Below are 16112 nucleotides of genomic sequence, written 5' to 3' on the forward strand. Positions count from 1 at the left end.
GACGTCGGTTGACCCGGTTTTACACTCAGTTTATCCGTCCGGGCGATTTATGCTTCGATATCGGTGCGCATGTTGGCAGCCGCCTGCGGGCCTGGACGCCGTTGGGCGCGCAGATTGTAGCCGTGGAGCCACAACCGGCTTGCATGACGCTGTTGCGTCGCTGGTTTGGCCATCGGGCGCAGATTACTCTGATCGAACAGGCGGTGGGCGCTAAACCCGGCGTTGCCGAACTGCTGATCAGCTCCCGCACGCCGACCGTGACCACACTGTCGCCGGCCTGGATTGCAGTGGTGAAAAAGGACAAGGGATTTGCCGGAGTGCGCTGGAATGAACTGCTGCCGGTTCCAGTGACGACTCTGGATGAACTCATTGCTCGTTACGGGGCGCCGGCATTCTGCAAGATCGACGTGGAAGGTTACGAGTTGGAGGTTTTACAGGGGCTGTCCCAGCCTCTTCCAGCTCTATCCTTCGAGTATCTGCCGGCCTGCCTGGACACCGCACGCGCTTGCGTGGCGACGCTGACGGCGCTGGGGCCGCATGTCTTCAACTGGTCGGTGGGGGAAGCGCAGTGTTTGCGATCGGCGGACTGGCTGAGCGCGCCGGAGTTTCTGGAACAGCTTGAGGTCGAGGCCCGCACCGGTCGGTCCGGGGATATTTACGCCTGTTCCCTAAACAGCGGTTAGCAACAACAGCGGCGCAACTAGTGGGCTGACACAGAAGTTTTGACAGGTAGCGGTGGGTGCCCTATGGTTGAGATCAACAGGAGGAATCACCATGGCCCACAAGTATCTGGTTGATCTAACTGAAGAGGAGCGGGAAGACCTGCTGAAGGTCATTCATAAAGGCAAGGCAGCGGCGCGCAAGGTTGCCCGTGCCCATGTGTTGCTGCAGGCTGCGGAAGGGGCGACGGATGAGGCCATTGCCCAAAGCCTTCACTTGGGGATTTCGACCGTTCATCGTACCCGTCAACGGTTTGTCGACGAAGGGTTGCTGGCGGCGTTAAGCGAGCGGCCACGAGTCGGTTTGCCCCCGGCCTTGACCGGCAAACAGGCCGCCTTTCTGGTCGCCTTGGCCTGTAGTACCCCGCCCGCTGGCCGTTGTCAGTGGACTCTCCAATTGTTAGCGGACCGCTTCATGGAACTCCGGCCCATCGAAGCCATTTCCCGTGAGAGTGTGCGGCGCATCCTTAAAAAAACGACCTCAAACCCTGGCAACGTCAAGAATGGTGTATTCCCAGTGTCAGTCCCGATTATGTTTGGCATATGGAGGATGTGTTGGACCTGTACGCCGAACCCGATGATCCTCAATACCCCCAAGTGTGCTTCGATGAAAGTCCGGTGCAATTGACCAGCGAAACCCGCTGTCCTCAACCCGCCCGCCCGGGTCAACCGGCGCGCTATGACTGTGAATACAAACGCGAAGGCACCGCCAATTTATTTCTATTCGTACAACCCTTGCGCGGGTGGCGTCATGTTAATGTCACGAAACAGCGCACCAAACGCGATTTTGCCCAGCAAATGCAGCAACTCGTTGATGTGTACTTTCCGAAGGCGGAGCGAATCCGGTTGGTCGTGGATAACCTCAATACCCACACTCCTGCGGCCTTGTATAGTGTCTTTTCTCCAGAGGAAGCCCGCCGGATCACCCGCAAGCTCGAATTTCATTACACCCCCAAGCATGGCAGTTGGCTCAATATGGCGGAATGTGAGTTCGCTGTTCTCGCCGGCCAGTGTTTGAATCGCCGCATTGCGAACCTCGAAACTTTGCGGAAGGAAATCGCCGCTTGGCAAGGCCCACGCAACCTACGTCAGACCAAAATCCACTGGCAGTTCGGCACCGACTTGGCCCGGGTCAAACTCAAGCGCCTCTATCCTCCCTTGAAATCTTCTGAAACCCCGGTGGACCTAGAAACCTCTGAACCTGTCAAAACTTCTGTGTCAGCCCACTAGCAACAGCCACCCTTTTTTTACCCCTACCCCTCGCCTGCAAGCGGGCGAGGGGAGTGAAAGTTACTCGGTTAAACGAGCGGCAACTCCGGCAACGGTTGCAGTTTCCAGATTTCCGCGTTGTACTCGCGCATGGTGCGATCGGTGGAGAATTTGCCGCTGCACGCGGTGTTGAGAATACTCATCTTCGCCCATTTCTCCTGGTCCTGATAGGCCAGGGCGGCCTGATTCTGAGCGTCAATGAAGGCGCGAAAATCGGCAATGGTCAACCACGGATCGTGCGGGCTGGTCAGCGTGTGCAGGATCGGATCGAAGATGCCCTGCTCGAACTGATTGAAGTGATGGCTCTCCAGCAAATGCATGACCCGAGCGATATCAGAATCGCCATGGATGATCCCGACCGGATTGTAGTCCCGCCGCTGTTCTTCCACCTGTTGCGCGGTGAGACCGAACAGGAAGAAGCTATCGTCGCCGACTTCCTCGCGGATTTCGATATTGGCGCCGTCCAGCGTGCCAATCGTGACCGCGCCATTCATCATGAACTTCATGTTGCCAGTGCCTGACGCTTCCTTGCCGGCAGTGGAAATTTGCTCGGACAGATCGGTGCCGGGGCAGATGACTTCCATCGCCGTCACCCGGTAGTTGGGCAGGAAAGCGATCTTCAACTTGTCGCCGACTTCCACATCATTGTTGATCACCTTGGCGACGTTATTGGTCAGCTTGATGATCTGCTTGGCCATGTAATAGCCCGGTGCCGCCTTGCCGCCAATCAGTACGCAACGCGGCGTCCAGTTGGCGGCGTCGCCACGCTTGATGCGGTCATAAAGATGAATGACGTGCAGGATATTCAGCAATTGGCGCTTGTATTCATGCATGCGCTTGACTTGCACGTCGAACATGGCTTTGGTGTTGAAAACCACGCCGCTATCCGCCTCGACCAGGCTGGCCAGGCGGACCTTGTTTTCCTGCTTGACCGCCCGCCAGCGCGCCCGGAACTTGGCGTCGTCGGCGTAGGGAATCAGCTTGCGCAGTTCGTCCAGATTCGTGACCCAGCCGGGACCGATGGTTTCAGTCACCAGCTTGTTCAAACCGGGGTTACAGCCGGCCATCCACCGACGCTGGGTCACGCCGTTGGTTTTGTTATTGAACTTCTCCGGCCACATTTCATAGAAGTCGTGGAACAGTCCTTTCTGGAGCAGATCCGAGTGCAGCGCAGCGACGCCATTGACCGAGAAGCTGCCGACGATGGCCAGATAGGCCATGCGCACCTGCTGCTCGTAGCCTTCTTCGATCAACGACATGCGGGCCTGACGATCCATGTCGCCGGGCCAATGAGTAGCGACTTGGGCGAGGAACCGGGCATTGATCTCGTAGATAATATCCAGCAGGCGGGGCAGCAGTTGCCGGAAAAGCCGCACTGACCAGCGCTCCAGCGCTTCCGGCAGCAGCGTATGGTTGGTGTAAGCCATGACATTGCTGGTGATTTTCCAGGATTCGTCCCAACCGATGCCATGCTCATCCATGAGCAACCGCATTAACTCGGCTACCGCGATGGTCGGATGGGTGTCGTTCAATTGGAAGCAGTTTTTGGCGGCGAACTCGCTGAAATCCTCGCCGTGGATGCGCGTCCACTGCCGAAGGACATCTTGCAGGCTGGCTGAAGCGAGGAAGTATTGCTGGCGCAACCGCAATTCCTTGCCATTCTCGGTGGCGTCATTGGGGTAAAGCACCATGGTGATGTTTTCCGCCATGTTCTTGGCGCCCACCGCCTGGTCATAGCTTCCCGCGTTGAAATCTTCCAGATCGAACTCGTCAGTGGCCTTCGCGCCCCACAGGCGCAGAGTGTTGACCGCGCCATTGCGATAGCCGGGGATCGGGAGATCGTAAGGCACCGCCAGTACGTCATAGGTATCCAGCCAGCGCCAGCCCATATCGCCGTTGGCCTTGAGATAGCCCTCGGTGCGTCCGCCGAATTTGATGCGCTGCGCATATTCGGGCCGCTCCAGATCCCACAGGTTGCCGCTGCGCAGCCAGTGATCCGGCTCCTCGACCTGATAGCCGTTTTCGATCCTCTGCCGGAACATGCCGTAAGCGTAGCGGATGCCGTAACCGACGACTGGCAGCCGCAGCGTGGCACAACTGTCCATGAAGCAGGCGGCCAGGCGACCGAGACCGCCATTGCCCAAACCAGCGTCATTTTCGCATTCAGCCAGTTCTTCCATGCTCAGGCCCAACTCGTTCAAAGCCTTGTGAACTGGTTCGTCCACGCCAAGATTCAGCATGGCGTTGCTCAGCGCCCGCCCCATCAGAAATTCCATGGACAGGTAATAGGCCCGGCGTACGCCGCCATCTTCCTCGTAGGCATAGCGCGTGTTCTTCCAGCGCTCCCACAACCGGTCGCGCAGGGTCAATACCAGCGCTTCGTACATATAGTGCGCGTAATGGGTGTGCCGGTCACGGCCCAGGGTATGGCTGAAATAGCGCCGGAAATCGGAGGCGATGCTCTTAGCGTCCATGCCCAGGGGGGGAAGTTCCGTCAGCCAGGAGGCTGGAGTGCTCTTTTCCAGGATTTTAATCGACATAAGATAAGGTCCGTTTCTGGTGGCTTTGAAAAAGGAAAATGCCTGACATCGTAAACAACGATAGTCGGGGGATCGCCAAATTCAAGTGGCAAACGGAGATCGCTAGGATTCAATGAGTCGAAATGACTCAATGCGTCCACCCGAGACAGCAGGCCGCCTGCTCCCGAGTGTAGAAACAGCCACAATGGACAAAACCGGCGATTACGCTGGCTTTGACCGCGGCGACCCGACCGGTCGGATCGCGGGCAAGCACCAGATGATCGGGTAATCCATCAAGCGCATGGAAGGGCGCGGGGCGGCCGTCCGCCCAGCAGGAGAGGTAAACCTCGCCGGTGTCCTGATCCAGAAACCCAGGCCGGAAACCACTCTGTCGATTTTCCTGACTGACGCCGCCGGTGCCGGCGAAAAATCGGTTATCGGCGGCAAGTGTGTGCAAAGAGAGCGTCTGCGCCATAGTTGATGTCCTCGCGTTCGGGTGAATGAGGAGGTTGCGACGCCTATTTCCGTAAAATTTTCGTGGCTTAAAAACTACTAAAGCAATTTTTTGCCAAAACGAAACGGATTTGTTGTATTTTTAGTCTAGGCACTTCGAATCCATGAAGCAAGCGGCGCGGCAAAAAATTTACGTAGAGTGAAATGACCTGTAATTCGCATGTCTATCTGGCTCTGTCCGGGCATGGTTTCGGCCACCTGGCGCAAATTGCGCCGGTGCTGAATGAATGGCGACGGCGTTTCCCGGCAGGACGGCTGACCGTGCAAAGCGCATTGCCGGAAGCCGTATTGCGTAGCCGGATTAGTGGAGAATTCACAGTCGTTTGGGGCGTGGCGGACTTTGGCATGGTGATGGTCGATGCGCTGGAAGCCAAGGTTGCGGAAAGCCTGGCGGCCTATCGCGCATTCCATGCCGACTGGGACGCACGGCTAGCTTGGCAGGAACAGCTCCTGCGCGCTGCCGCCCCGAATGTGTTGCTGGCCGACATTCCCTATCTGAGCCTGGCCGCAGCGGCTCGACTGCACATCCCGGCGCTGGCGTTGTGCTCGCTCAACTGGGCGGATATTCTCGCCGGGTATGGCCGCCACGCAACGGATTTACAGGAATTGCGCGCGCCCATGCTGGCCGCCTACAACAGCGCAGTAGCTTTTCTGCAGCCGGCGCCGTCCATGCCCATGCCTGAATTGAGGAACACGCAACCCATTGGCCCCATTGCCGCACCGGGTCAGGATCGACGGATGGAAATTAACCAGCGGCTCGGTTTGCGTGGGAACGAGACACTGATGCTCATGGGGCTGGGAGGGGTCGACACGCGTCCGCCGCTCGAAGCATGGCCGCAACTACCGGGGGTGTGCTGGCTGACGCCGCCGGCCTGCAATGCAGCGCGACCGGATATGTTCGATTGGTCAGTGCTGGCTGATTTGAGCATGGTGGATCTGATCTGCTCCTGTGATGTGTTGTTTACCAAACCTGGCTATGGCACGTTCACCGAGGCGGTTTGCAACGGAGTGCGGGTGCTTTATGTCGCACGGGACGACTGGCCAGAGGAACCGTGGTTAAGCCGCTGGTTGCAGGAACATGGCAATGGGGTCAAGATCAGCCGCCAGCAACTGGCGACGGGTGAACTGGCTGAATCTTTAGGAGAATTATTGGCGCAACCCCGCCGGCCATGTTTGGCACCGACCGGTATTGACGAAGCAGTAGACTGGCTGGAAACGCTATGACGCTTAACTGGAGCGCCGGTGCTGATTCAAGTCAGATGAAGAGAGACATTGCGGCGATGGCAAAGGTCACCATGATTGTAAAAAAACAACATATTGATAGATAGTGAATTTATGATGATTGAAGCGATTTTGACCAAAATTACCTATAATTAAAAGATTTATTTGTGCATAACCCCCCTGAAGCGTGAGGAGCTTTAATGTCGGACGTTAAAAAAGTTGTGTTGGCCTATTCGGGCGGCCTGGATACTTCGGTGATCCTGAAATGGTTGCAGGATGTGTATCAATGCGAAATTGTGACCTTTACCGCCGATCTGGGACAGGCTGAGGAAGTGGAGCCGGTGCGACAGAAGGCGTTGCAGTTTGGCATCAAACCGGAAAATATCTTCATCGATGATCTGCGCGAGGAGTTCGTGCGCGACTTCGTGTTCCCTATGTTCCGGGCCAACGCTATCTATGAAGGCGAGTATCTGCTGGGCACCTCCATCGCCCGGCCCTTGATCGCCAAACGGCAGATCGACATCGCGGTGCAAACCGGTGCCGATGCCATTTCCCACGGCGCAACCGGCAAGGGCAACGATCAGGTGCGCTTCGAACTTGGAGCCTACGCGCTAAAGCCGGATATCAAGATCATCGCGCCCTGGCGGGAATGGAATTTACTGTCACGCGAGAAACTGCTGGCCTATGCGGAAAAACACGGCATTCCGGTCGAGATGAAGCGCGGAACCCAATCGCCTTACTCGATGGACGCCAATCTACTGCATATCTCCTACGAGGGCGGCGTGCTGGAAGATCCGTGGAACGAGCCGGATGAAGCAATGTGGCGTTGGTCGGTCTCGCCGGAAAAGGCCCCAGATCAGCCGCGCTCTGTCGAACTCAGCTACCGCAACGGCGACATCGTGGCGATTGACGGCGAGGCGCTCAGTCCAGCAGCGGTGCTGACCCGGTTGAATCAATTGGGTGGCGAGCATGGCATTGGTCGGCTGGACATAGTGGAAAACCGCTATGTCGGTATGAAATCGCGTGGTTGTTATGAAACTCCCGGTGGGACGATCATGCTCAAGGCTCATCGTGCGATGGAGTCGCTGACCCTGGATCGGGAAGCAGCGCATTTGAAGGATGAGCTGATGCCGCGTTACGCCAGTCTGGTCTATAACGGCTATTGGTGGAGTCCTGAGCGCAAGTTGTTGCAGACCCTGATTGACGCTTCGCAGGCACCGGTGAATGGAACGGTGCGGGTCAAGCTGTACAAAGGCAATGTGATTATCGCCGGTCGCCAATCCGATGACAGCCTGTTCGATATGAACATCGCCACTTTTGAGGATGACGCCGGCGCTTACGATCAGAAGGATGCCGGAGGTTTCATCAAGCTCAACGCCCTGCGGATGCGGATTGCGGCACTGAAGGGGCGGCAATGAGCCGTTGAAGGTTATCCATAAGAAAGCCAGCTTGCGCCGGCTTTCTTATTCAATGCCTGAAAAGAATCAGGCCGCCGTTACCGACTTCAACTCCCAGGTATCCGGGGTACGGTTGAGGCGCGAAATCAACCGATCACGTTCCAGTTCCATCTCGGGCGGCAGATGCTCGCCGACCTTGGTGAACCAGTCTTCTTGATCCACCACTTCCTGACGGGCCAATTCGCGGTTGATCGCCATAATTTCGTAGAACTTCTCTTTCGGGAAGTCCTCGAGACCGGTCCAGTTGAGTTCCTCATAGCTGGGCACCCAGCCAAGCGGGCTTTCGATACCCAGGCCGCGTCCGCGCACGCGATCGACAATCCACTTCAACACCCGCATATTATCGCCAAAGCCCGGCCAAATGAACTTGCCGTTCTCGTCCTTGCGGAACCAGTTGACGCGGAAGATACGCGGCGGGGTAGCGACATTGTTACGCCCAATCTTCAGCCAGTGCTTCCAGTAATCGCCCACGTTGTAGCCGCAGAACGGCAGCATAGCCATCGGATCGCGGCGCATGGCGGCCTGACCGACCGCAGCGGCGGTGGCTTCCGAACCCATCGTAGCCGCCAAATAGACGCCGTGATCCCAGTCGTAGGATTGGAAGACCAGCGGGAAGTTCTTGCTGACGCGACCGCCGAAGATCATGGCGCTAATCGGCACGCCTTCAGGATTCTCCCAACCGGGGTCAATCGATGGACACTGACCGGCAGGAGCGGTGAAGCGGGAGTTCGGATGGGAAGAAGGACGACCGCAATCCGGGGTCCACTCTTTGCCGGTCCAGTCGATCAGGTGCGCTGGCGGCTCCTTGGTCATGCCTTCCCACCACACATCGCCGTCATCGGTCAGCGCGACGTTGGTGAAGATGCAGTTGGAATGCAGGGTCAGCATGGCGTTCGGGTTGGATGACATGGACGTACCGGGGGCAACGCCGAAGAAGCCTGATTCGGGATTAATCGCGTAGAACTTGCCGTTTTTGGGCTTGATCCAGGCAATATCATCGCCGATGGTGGTAACCTTCCAGCCCTCGAAGCCTTTCTCCGGCGGGATCAGCATAGCAAAGTTGGTCTTGCCGCAAGCGCTGGGGAACGCCGCCGCGACGTAGGTCTTCTCGCCTTCCGGAGATTCCACGCCCAGGATCAGCATGTGCTCGGCCAGCCAGCCTTCGTCGCGAGCCATGACTGAGGCGATGCGCAGCGCAAAGCACTTCTTGCCGAGCAGGGCGTTGCCGCCGTAACCGCTGCCGAACGACCAGATTTCGCGGGTGTCCGGGAAGTGCGAGATGTACTTGGTGTCGTTGCAGGGCCAGGGTACGTCCTTTTCGCCCGGCGCCAGCGGTTTGCCCACCGAATGCAGGCAGGGCACAAATTCGCTGTCGCCCAGGATGTCCAGCACTTTTTGACCCATGCGGGTCATGAGGCGCATGTTGACCACGACATAGGGCGAATCGGTGATTTCCACGCCGATATGGGCGATGTCGGAACCCAGCGGACCCATGCTGAACGGGATGACGTACAGCGTCCGCCCCTTCATGCAACCGTCAAACAGACCGGTCAGGGTGGCGCGCATTTTATCCGGGGCCATCCAGTTGTTGGTCGAACCCGCTTCTTCCTTGGTCTTGGAGCAGATAAAGGTGCGGTCTTCGACCCGCGCCACATCGCCGGGATCGGAGCGGCACAGGAAGCTGTTGGGGCGTTTAGCGGGATTGAGGCGAATAAAAGTGCCGCTCTCGATCATCAATTCGCAAAGCCGGTCATTTTCTTCCTGCGAGCCATCGCACCATTCAATCTTGTCGGGCTTGCACAGGGCTGCGATTTCGTCGACCCAGCCTAACAACTTGGCGTTGCGGGTGCGGGTTGCGCCGTCATGAGTGATTGCCATCGATAAAATCCCCTCTGATGTTAGGTGATTCGGGTTGAAGAGCCTCTGGACGGGAGTCATTCACTCGCGCCCAAGGAGGAGTGTGATTGGAAACATTCCTCGTGGGAATGATCTTACCATTGAGATGTGAGGTTATCATTAAGCGATTCGGGTTACCACTAGGATTAAAGGGTTACCAGGGTGGAAATCGGCGGTTCATGGAGCGAATGCTCCCCAGGGCAATGCCCTGGGATGCTCTCATTCTTACTGCATCAAGCGGCCAGTTTGACCTTCTCGGCCACTTCGCGATATTCCGGTGTCTGATCGAAATTCAGATAGCGGTAGATTTCGGCGCCCTTGGCTCCAATTTCACCCATGTACTTCATATATTCGTCAAAGGTCGGAATTTTACCCAGCAATGCGCAGACCGCCGCCAGCTCTGCGGAACTCAGATAGACGTTGGCGCCCTTGCCCAAGCGGTTGGGGAAGTTGCGGGTCGAGGTGGACACCACGGTTGCGCCGTCCGCCACTCGCGCCTGGTTGCCCATGCACAGCGAGCAACCCGGCATTTCCATCCGCGCTCCGGCTGCGCCATAGATCGCGTAATAGCCTTCCTCGCTGAGTTGGTGCGCATCCATCTTGGTCGGCGGGGAAATCCACAACCGGGTCGGGATGTTGGCCTGACCGCTGAGCACCTTGCCCGCCGCGCGATAATGACCGATATTGGTCATGCACGATCCGATGAACACCTCGTCGATCTTGTCGCCGGCCACGTCAGCCAGCGTCTTGACATCGTCCGGGTCATTGGGACAGGCCAGCAGCGGCTCCTTGATCTGATCAATGTCGATGTCGATGATCGCCGCGTATTCGGCGTCGGCGTCCGGCTCCATTAACGTCGGATTAGCCAGCCAATCTTCCATACCCTTGATGCGCCGCTCCAGGGACTTGGCGTCTTGATAGCCGTTTGCGATCATCCACCTGAGCAGGGTAATGTTGCTGTTCAGGTACTCGATGATTGGCTCTTTGTTCAGCCGCACCGTGCAACCGGCGGCGGAGCGTTCCGCCGAGGCGTCGGACAACTCGAACGCCTGTTCCACTTTCAGATCGGGCAAACCCTCGATTTCCAGAATGCGGCCTGAGAAGATGTTTTTCTTGCCTTCCTTCGCCACGGTCAGCAGCCCCGCCTGTATCGCCGCGTAGGGGATGGCGTTGACCAGGTCGCGCAGGGTCACGCCGGGTTGCAGCTTGCCCTTGAAGCGCACCAGCACCGATTCCGGCATGTCCAGCGGCATGGAGCCGGTGGCAGCGGCAAAGGCGACCAGGCCGGAACCTGCGGGGAAGCTAATGCCAATCGGGAAGCGGGTATGCGAGTCGCCGCCGGTGCCCACCGTGTCAGGTAGCAACATCCGGTTCAGCCAACTGTGGATGATGCCGTCGCCGGGACGCAGCGCGACGCCGCCGCGACTGGAAATAAAGTCAGGCAGAGTGTGATGGGTTTGCACATCGACCGGCTTCGGATAGGCGGCGGTGTGGCAGAACGATTGCATGACCAAGTCCGCTGAGAAGCCCAGGCAGGCCAGGTCTTTCAACTCGTCGCGGGTCATCGGGCCGGTGGTGTCCTGGGAACCCACCGTGGTCATCTTGGGTTCGCAATAGGTGCCGGGGCGCACGCCCGCGACGCCGCACGCCTTACCCACCATCTTCTGCGCCAGCGTAAAGCCTTTGCCCGAATCCGACGCCGGAACCGGACGCCGGAAAACCTTGGAAGGCTCCATATCCTGCACTTCGCGCGCCCAGTCGGTCAGGCCGCGACCGATAATCAGGTTAATGCGCCCGCCCGCCTGCACTTCGTCCAGCAACACATCGGATTTGAAGCTGAAGCGGCTGAGTTCAGCGCCGGAGTCATGATTTTTGACGACGCCTTGATAGGGGTAGATGTCGATGACATCGCCCATGTGCATCTTGGTCACATCGCAATCAGTGATCGGCAATGCGCCCGCATCTTCTTGAGTGTTAAAGAAGATCGGCGCGATCTTGCCGCCCAGGCAGTAGCCGCCATAGCGCTTGTTGGGGACGTAGGGAATATCCTCGCCGGTCCACCACAGTACGGAATTAGTCGCCGACTTGCGGCTGGAGCCGGTGCCGACCACATCGCCCACGTAGGCTACGGGATGACCCTTGGTCTTGAGCGACTCGATCAGTTTCAGCGGGCCAAGCTTGCCGGGTTCATCGGGTTCGATGCCGGGGCGAGCCATTTTCAGCATAGCCAGGCCGTGCAACGGAATGTCGGGGCGGCTCCAGGCGTCCGGGGCGGGCGACAGATCGTCAGTATTAGTTTCGCCAGTGACCTTAAACACCGTAACCGTCACTTGCTCCGGCACCTTGGGGCGGCTGGTGAACCACTCGGCTTCGGCCCAGGACTGCATGATTTGCTTCGCGTAATCATTGCCAGCATCGGCTTTTTCCTTGACACCGTGCCGATAATCAAACATCAGCAGGGTATGCGACAACGCCTTGGCGGCGGCTGGGGCGCATTCCGCATCGTCAAGCAGGTCAATCAGCGGCTGGATGTTATAGCCGCCCAGCATGGTGCCGAGTAACTCGGTCGCGCGAATCCGGGAGATCAGCGGCGATTGGGCCTCGCCCTTGGCCACGGCGGCCAGGAAGGCGGCTTTGACGTAGGCAGCCTGATCGACGCCCGCCGGTACGCGGTGGGTCATCAATTCCAGCAGGAAATCTTCTTCGCCTTTCGGTGGGTTCTTGAGCAGCTCGACCAGGTCGGCAGTCTGCTGGGCGCTCAGCGGGAGCGCGGGAATGCCCATGGCGGCGCGTTCGGCGGCTTGTTGGCGGTAGGTATCGAGCACGGAGAAAGCCCCTTTAATAGTATGGTTGCGGTGAATTCCCGCGATGCGGGGAAAATCTTTAGAAAATTATACCTTGAAAGGGTGGTATCAGGATAGAAGAGTCATTTGCGACAATCATTCTCAATTCTCCAGGGCTGGTTCCAGCAACTCCCAACAGAGCTTCAGCACTTTTTCCGGCTGGAGTCCATGAAAACAGCTTCGCTCGTGTTCGGGCATCCGCAGCGCGTTGCAGGAACACCTTTTTGCATCTTCACGGGCAATGCGAAACTGTGGGCCTGTATGACCATACTTTTCGTGATCCGTCGGGCCAAAAATCCCTACGGTTGAAATGCCTAGTTCAAAACCTAGATGCATGACGGCACTGTCATTAGCCAACGCCAGCGTAGCTCTTGACAACAAGGCAGCCGTTTCATTAATACTGGTTTCCCCGCACAGCACAGCGGCCATTCCCGATAGTTCCCGCGCGACCGCTTCCGCAATGGGCCGCTCGTTTGGCGCGCCGACCAGCACAATGGGTCGGGAGGCGCGCTTGCTCAGTTCACCCAGCACGGACTGAAAAGATTCGACCGGCCAACGCTTTTTCTCGCTGGCCGCGCCCGGTGCGGCAACGATCCAGCCGCCGGTTTCCAGAATGCCCTTGGCGCGTAACTTCTCCAGACCCGCGTAAACGTCGGCTTCATCAAAAAATTGAAAGACTAGCGGGCGGGGCGAATTGAAACCCATCATTTCCAGGATTTCCCAATGGCGATCCCGCTGATTGGTTTTACGGAAGCGGCGAAGCAGCGGACTGCGTTGATTACAGCGCAGCAGCCAGGGAATCGGGGTATGGCGCAAGTCGACTACACAATCGTAGTGGACTTGGCGCAACTCGCGCAGCAAGAGCCATTTTCCGCGCCAGTCGGTTTTCTTGTTGTAAACCACGACCTGGTGAATCTGCGGGCTTTTGTTCAGCAGATCGCAGGCTTTCGGGCCGACCAGCACGGTGAGTTTTGCGGACGGGAACCGGGCGGCCAGCGCCATAATCACCGGCGTGGTCATGATTACGTCGCCCAGATTGCTAAGCGTGATAACCAGAATGTGTTGCATAGGTTTTTCAGGGCCGTAAGCTGTGGCTCAGCCCCAACGGATAGTGTATGTGGCCCCTTGGCCAGGCGACTCGTCGATGCGCAGGCTGACGGCAATGATCCGCTCCCGCCAGCACACCGAGCGGTCACAGGTCAGTTCGGTCCAGAACCGCTCGAACAGTACTTCGGCCAGATTCTCAGCAGTCACGTTCTCTATCGCCAATACTGCGACCTCATCAGCAGGCAGCACATACCGCTTGCCACAAAGCCGGAAGGCATACTCGCCTGGTTCGGTAGGCAAAGTTTCCATCCAGGGATTGTCGCCCGCGATGAGCACTTTCTCATCCCATTCCGCGCAAACGGTCCGTAACGCCTTTTTAAAAGCTTCGTAGCTGAGCATGCGCGGCAGCGCCGGTTCGGTCAATTCCACCGTCAGTTCCGCCTGGTAATTATGACCATGCAAACCTTCCTTCGCGCCATCGGGAAAGACCGTCATGTGCGCCGCCGCGAACTTGAGAGTGTCCTTGCGGATATGAATGATCCAGCTCCGCATGTCATGCCCAGCCATACCGTTGCTCCCGGTTAATCCATTAGTTGCGTAGCGACTGCCCACAGCCAACCATCAAGCGCCTTTGCTTAACCGCCGCGTTCAGCGAAGGGTTCGACGAAGCCAGGTTGGTCAGTGTACTTAAAGGATATTGGAAATAGTGTGTCAAAAGCAGGGGCAGTCCATCATGGGAAAAGTTCAAGGTACAATTTTCGTTCGCCCCCTATTCCTTAGTCCACGTCTGGCCCAATGCATGGCGATCTCTATTTCAATGCGCAAGTGAACCGCCTAATCGAATAGGCAAATCTGTTTCCGGGCAGGTTTTTATGAGAAAATGAGTCATCAATTTGACAAATTAATGACTATGACCGGCGTCAATGATGCCTGCTGACAACACAGTCGCTGCTCACGTTCGATCTGTGCGCCGAGTTTAATCATTCTTATAAGGACATGAATAGCATGGAAAAGACACCTTTGGTGGGCTTGATCATGGGGTCTACTTCGGACTGGAGCACTTTGGAGCATACTGCGAACACCCTGGACGCGCTCGAAGTACCTTACGAGGTTCGCGTTGTATCAGCCCATCGCACTCCTGATTTACTCTTTGACTACGCCGCCAGCGCCGAGGCGCGCGGTTTGCAGATCATCATCGCCGGGGCCGGCGGCGCCGCGCATCTACCCGGCATGGCGGCATCCAAGACGATATTGCCTGTATTGGGCGTACCCGTGCAATCCCAGGCGCTCAATGGCCTTGATTCGTTGCTGTCCATCGTCCAGATGCCGGGTGGCGTTCCGGTCGGGACGCTGGCCATTGGAAAAGCCGGCGCGATCAACGCGGCATTGCTGGCTGCGGCGATGCTGGGTCATCAATATCCCGCCATTCGCGAAGCCGTGCGCGCTTTCCGCGATCAGCAGACCGCAAACGTGCTGAGTCAGCCCGACCCCCGGAGCAGCGCACTGTGAACGTCGGCATCGTCGGTGGCGGTCAGTTGGCGCGGATGCTGGCGCTGGCCGGTTATCCGCTGGGCTTGCGTTTCCAGATCCTCGATCCGGCGGTGGATGCGTGCGCCGGGCAGGTCGCGCCCCTGATTCAAGGTGACTATGACGACCCTGTGCAATTGGAGCGACTCGCCGACTGGGCAGACGTAGTGACGTTTGATTTCGAAAATGTGCCGGCAGCAGCGGCCCACGTTCTGGCGGGACGGGTCGAGTTTCACCCGCCCGCCGAGGCGCTGGCGAGGGCGCAAGATCGGTTGTCCGAAAAAACCTTGTTCTGGGAGATGGGCATTCCAACGCCGAATTTCACCACGATTGATAGCCTGGAGGAATTGCAGGATGCGGTGACGCGGATGAGTCTGCCCGCCGTATTGAAAACCCGGCGGCTGGGTTACGACGGCAAGGGGCAGCGCATTTTACGTATCCCCGAAGATATGGAAGCGGCTTGGCGAGCGCTTGGCGGCGTTCCTCTGATTCTGGAAAGCTTCGTTCCTTTTGAACGCGAGGTGTCGGTGCTGGCGATTCGCTGCCGTGATGGCGCAACCGCTTTCTATCCATTGGTGGAAAACCATCATCGCGAGGGGATTCTGCGTTTGTCGCGAGCGCCCTATCTCATGCCGAAGCTGGAGCAGGAAGGTTGGGATTACGCCCACCGGTTGCTGGATCGGCTGAATTATGTCGGACTGCTGGCCATCGAGTTTTTCGTCCAGGCGGGTCGCTTAATCGCTAATGAAATGGCGCCGCGCGTCCATAATTCCGGGCACTGGACTATCGAGGGCGCTGAAACCAGTCAATTCGAGAATCATCTGAGAGCGATTCTCGGTCTGCCGCTGGGATCGACGACGGCTATTGGCCATTCGGTGATGTTGAACGCCATTAGCGATTTACCCGAACGGTCAGCGGTGCTGGCGTTGCCAAATGCGCATTATCACGACTACGGCAAAGCTTTGCGCCCTGGACGCAAGGTTGGGCATATTACCTTGCGTGGGGATGATTCCGATGCAGTATGGAAAGAGTTGCAGCAGTTGTTGCCGCGAGTTGGATTCGGACCGGAAGAGTTTGGTTAAAGGAATAGAAGGATTTCAT

At 57.6% G+C, this 16112-nt stretch carries 11 protein-coding genes and 1 pseudogene; 6 read left to right on the forward strand and 6 right to left on the reverse strand.

Annotated features, from left to right (window positions below):
* Positions 1 to 8: 8 nt before the first annotated feature.
* Positions 9 to 683: an FkbM family methyltransferase gene (locus tag H6973_06195; protein MCP5125228.1), complete on the forward strand. Its 675-nt coding sequence runs from the start codon at positions 9 to 11 to the stop codon at positions 681 to 683.
* A gap of 91 nt (positions 684 to 774) precedes the next feature.
* Positions 775 to 1949, forward strand: a pseudogene (locus H6973_06200) (IS630 family transposase).
* A 68-nt stretch (positions 1950 to 2017) separates the two neighbouring features.
* Here H6973_06200 and H6973_06205 read toward each other — a convergent pair.
* Both H6973_06205 and H6973_06210 read right to left on the reverse strand, forming a co-directional pair.
* Entirely contained in the window at positions 2018 to 4528 is a 2511-nt protein-coding gene (locus H6973_06205) for a glycogen/starch/alpha-glucan phosphorylase (GenBank protein MCP5125229.1), read from the reverse strand.
* 127 nt (positions 4529 to 4655) lie between these two features.
* Positions 4656 to 4982, reverse strand: coding sequence for a hypothetical protein (locus H6973_06210; protein ID MCP5125230.1), 327 nt, complete (start codon positions 4980 to 4982; stop codon positions 4656 to 4658).
* 182 nt (positions 4983 to 5164) lie between these two features.
* On the opposite strand from H6973_06210, the gene H6973_06215 reads away from it, so the two are divergent.
* Together H6973_06215 and H6973_06220 are read left to right on the forward strand one after the other, a co-directional pair.
* On the forward strand, positions 5165 to 6244 hold the full coding sequence (locus H6973_06215; protein MCP5125231.1) for a hypothetical protein: 1080 nt from the start codon (positions 5165 to 5167) through the stop codon (positions 6242 to 6244).
* A 197-nt stretch (positions 6245 to 6441) separates the two neighbouring features.
* Complete coding sequence (locus tag H6973_06220) at positions 6442 to 7659, forward strand: argininosuccinate synthase (GenBank protein MCP5125232.1); 1218 nt, start codon at positions 6442 to 6444, stop codon at positions 7657 to 7659.
* A gap of 66 nt (positions 7660 to 7725) precedes the next feature.
* Here H6973_06220 and H6973_06225 read toward each other — a convergent pair whose 3' ends face one another.
* The 4 genes from H6973_06225 to H6973_06240 all read right to left on the reverse strand — a co-directional run bounded on the left by H6973_06225 (position 7726) and on the right by H6973_06240 (position 14051).
* Positions 7726 to 9576 (reverse strand): phosphoenolpyruvate carboxykinase (GTP), encoded by a 1851-nt coding sequence (locus H6973_06225; GenBank protein ID MCP5125233.1) that lies wholly within the window; start codon positions 9574 to 9576, stop codon positions 7726 to 7728.
* A 251-nt stretch (positions 9577 to 9827) separates the two neighbouring features.
* The gene (gene acnB, locus H6973_06230) at positions 9828 to 12419 is read right to left on the reverse strand and encodes a bifunctional aconitate hydratase 2/2-methylisocitrate dehydratase (protein ID MCP5125234.1); all 2592 of its coding nucleotides are present in this window, start codon (positions 12417 to 12419) and stop codon (positions 9828 to 9830) included.
* Between the two features lie 120 nt (positions 12420 to 12539).
* Positions 12540 to 13505: a glycosyltransferase family 9 protein gene (locus H6973_06235; protein ID MCP5125235.1), complete on the reverse strand. Its 966-nt coding sequence runs from the start codon at positions 13503 to 13505 to the stop codon at positions 12540 to 12542.
* 27 nt (positions 13506 to 13532) lie between these two features.
* Complete coding sequence (locus tag H6973_06240) at positions 13533 to 14051, reverse strand: 6-carboxytetrahydropterin synthase (protein MCP5125236.1); 519 nt, start codon at positions 14049 to 14051, stop codon at positions 13533 to 13535.
* Positions 14052 to 14489: 438 nt separating this feature from the next.
* Between H6973_06240 and purE the strand changes: the two genes are divergently transcribed.
* On the forward strand, positions 14490 to 14993 hold the full coding sequence (gene purE, locus H6973_06245; GenBank protein MCP5125237.1) for a 5-(carboxyamino)imidazole ribonucleotide mutase: 504 nt from the start codon (positions 14490 to 14492) through the stop codon (positions 14991 to 14993).
* The gene (locus H6973_06250; GenBank protein MCP5125238.1) at positions 14990 to 16093 is read left to right on the forward strand and encodes a 5-(carboxyamino)imidazole ribonucleotide synthase; all 1104 of its coding nucleotides are present in this window, start codon (positions 14990 to 14992) and stop codon (positions 16091 to 16093) included. The genes purE and H6973_06250 overlap by 4 nt, the downstream gene beginning before the upstream one ends.
* The last annotated feature ends 19 nt before the right edge of the window (positions 16094 to 16112 follow it).

The sequence above is a fragment of the Gammaproteobacteria bacterium genome (genome assembly GCA_024235095.1).
In the GTDB taxonomy this organism is placed as follows: domain Bacteria; phylum Pseudomonadota; class Gammaproteobacteria; order Competibacterales; family Competibacteraceae; genus UBA2383.

What these genes read in the sequence shown, in the direction of transcription:
- H6973_06205 (MCP5125229.1), bottom strand. Translation starts at nt 4,528, where the DNA reads ATGTCGATTAAAATCCTGGAAAAGAGCACTCCAGCCTCCTGGCTGACG.
- H6973_06210 (MCP5125230.1), bottom strand. Translation starts at nt 4,982, where the DNA reads ATGGCGCAGACGCTCTCTTTGCACACACTTGCCGCCGATAACCGATTT.
- H6973_06215 (MCP5125231.1), top strand. Translation starts at nt 5,165, where the DNA reads ATGACCTGTAATTCGCATGTCTATCTGGCTCTGTCCGGGCATGGTTTC.
- H6973_06220 (MCP5125232.1), top strand. Translation starts at nt 6,442, where the DNA reads ATGTCGGACGTTAAAAAAGTTGTGTTGGCCTATTCGGGCGGCCTGGAT.
- H6973_06225 (MCP5125233.1), bottom strand. Translation starts at nt 9,576, where the DNA reads ATGGCAATCACTCATGACGGCGCAACCCGCACCCGCAACGCCAAGTTG.
- H6973_06235 (MCP5125235.1), bottom strand. Translation starts at nt 13,505, where the DNA reads ATGCAACACATTCTGGTTATCACGCTTAGCAATCTGGGCGACGTAATC.
- H6973_06240 (MCP5125236.1), bottom strand. Translation starts at nt 14,051, where the DNA reads ATGGCTGGGCATGACATGCGGAGCTGGATCATTCATATCCGCAAGGAC.
- purE (MCP5125237.1), top strand. Translation starts at nt 14,490, where the DNA reads ATGGAAAAGACACCTTTGGTGGGCTTGATCATGGGGTCTACTTCGGAC.